The sequence below is a fragment of the Corynebacterium axilliensis genome, assembly GCF_046097495.1.
GTDB lineage: Bacteria > Actinomycetota > Actinomycetes > Mycobacteriales > Mycobacteriaceae > Corynebacterium.
The window spans coordinates 1-2,539 of record NZ_CP175767.1 but is presented as its reverse complement, the minus strand read 5'-3'; the positions used below and the strand labels follow the sequence as shown (position 1 = coordinate 2,539).

Annotated in this window: 1 pseudogene; it reads right to left on the bottom strand. The window is 49.0% G+C overall.

The features are described from left to right. Positions 1–101: 101 nt before the first annotated feature. Positions 102–2,523 (bottom strand): annotated as a pseudogene (locus tag ACKFR8_RS00085) (VaFE repeat-containing surface-anchored protein); the annotation flags it as partial. Positions 2,524–2,539 lie beyond the last annotated feature (16 nt).

Below are 2,539 nucleotides of genomic sequence, written 5' to 3'. Positions count from 1 at the left end.
CAGTCTGAGCATCATCATTAATATCCGTGTGCTCAGCAATCTTATTCTCGTCGCCAGACTCGGAATCCTTACCAGACGCCATCAACCTCGAGTAGAGGTCAAGTACTCATAGGCAACAGCCTTATCGACAGAACCAGCCTCAACATCATCATTGACAACGATGTCAACACCGCGACCGCCATTGACATCCTTCAAGTCACCCTCAGAAGACTTCGGAGTGAACTTCACCGGCTCCGCGGACTTACCAATAACAGACCCATCAGCCTTGTTACGCAGCTCAGCATTCAGGATGTATTCCTTACCCGGAACAAGACCCTTGAAGTGAACATGGTCAGTAATAACCTTGCCACCCTCAATAGCCTCATGCTCATCAAGCTTCTCAACCGTCGTCTTAACCTCAGGCGTCAGCTTCTCATGAGACTCAACAGTCTGAGCATCATCATTAATATCCGTGTGCTCAGCAATCTTATTCTCGTCGCCAGACTCGGAATCCTTACCAGACGCATCAACCTCAGTAGAGGTCAAGTACTCATAGGCAACAGCCTTATCGACAGAACCAGCCTCAACATCATCATTGACAACGATGTCAACACCGCGACCGCCATTGACATCCTTCAAGTCACCCTCAGAAGACTTCGGAGTGAACTTCACCGGCTCCGCGGACTTACCAATAACAGACCCATCAGCCTTGTTACGCAGCTCAGCATTCAGGATGTATTCCTTACCCGGAACAAGACCCTTGAAGTGAACATGGTCAGTAATAACCTTGCCACCCTCAATAGCCTCATGCTCATCAAGCTTCTCAACCGTCGTCTTAACCTCAGGCGTCAGCTTCTCATGAGACTCAACAGTCTGAGCATCATCATTAATATCCGTGTGCTCAGCAATCTTATTCTCGTCGCCAGACTCGGAATCCTTACCAGACGCATCAACCTCAGTAGAGGTCAAGTACTCATAGGCAACAGCCTTATCGACAGAACCAGCCTCAACATCATCATTGACAACGATGTCAACACCGCGACCGCCATTGACATCCTTCAAGTCACCCTCAGAAGACTTCGGAGTGAACTTCACCGGCTCCGCGGACTTACCAATAACAGACCCATCAGCCTTGTTACGCAGCTCAGCATTCAGGATGTATTCCTTACCCGGAACAAGACCCTTGAAGTGAACATGGTCAGTAATAACCTTGCCACCCTCAATAGCCTCATGCTCATCAAGCTTCTCAACCGTCGTCTTAACCTCAGGCGTCAGCTTCTCATGAGACTCAACAGTCTGAGCATCATCATTAATATCCGTGTGCTCAGCAATCTTATTCTCGTCGCCAGACTCGGAATCCTTACCAGACGCATCAACCTCAGTAGAGGTCAAGTACTCATAGGCAACAGCCTTATCGACAGAACCAGCCTCAACATCATCATTGACAACGATGTCAACACCGCGACCGCCATTGACATCCTTCAAGTCACCCTCAGAAGACTTCGGAGTGAACTTCACCGGCTCCGCGGACTTACCAATAACAGACCCATCAGCCTTGTTACGCAGCTCAGCATTCAGGATGTATTCCTTACCCGGAACAAGACCCTTGAAGTGAACATGGTCAGTAATAACCTTGCCACCCTCAATAGCCTCATGCTCATCAAGCTTCTCAACCGTCGTCTTAACCTCAGGCGTCAGCTTCTCATGAGACTCAACAGTCTGAGCATCATCATTAATATCCGTGTGCTCAGCAATCTTATTCTCGTCGCCAGACTCGGAATCCTTACCAGACGCATCAACCTCAGTAGAGGTCAAGTACTCATAGGCAACAGCCTTATCGACAGAACCAGCCTCAACATCATCATTGACAACGATGTCAACACCGCGACCGCCATTGACATCCTTCAAGTCACCCTCAGAAGACTTCGGAGTGAACTTCACCGGCTCCGCGGACTTACCAATAACAGACCCATCAGCCTTGTTACGCAGCTCAGCATTCAGGATGTATTCCTTACCCGGAACAAGACCCTTGAAGTGAACATGGTCAGTAATAACCTTGCCACCCTCAATAGCCTCATGCTCATCAAGCTTCTCAACCGTCGTCTTAACCTCAGGCGTCAGCTTCTCATGAGACTCAACAGTCTGAGCATCATCATTAATATCCGTGTGCTCAGCAATCTTATTCTCGTCGCCAGACTCGGAATCCTTACCAGACGCATCAACCTCAGTAGAGGTCAAGTACTCATAGGCAACAGCCTTATCGACAGAACCAGCCTCAACATCATCATTGACAACGATGTCAACACCGCGACCGCCATTGACATCCTTCAAGTCACCCTCAGAAGACTTCGGAGTGAACTTCACCGGCTCCGCGGACTTACCAATAACAGACCCATCAGCCTTGTTACGCAGCTCAGCATTCAGGATGTATTCCTTACCCGGAACAAGACCCTTGAAGTGAACATGGTCAGTAATAACCTTGCCACCCTCAATAGCCTCATGCTCATCAAGCTTCTCAACCGTCGTCTTAACCTCAGGCGTCAGCTTCTCATGAGACTCA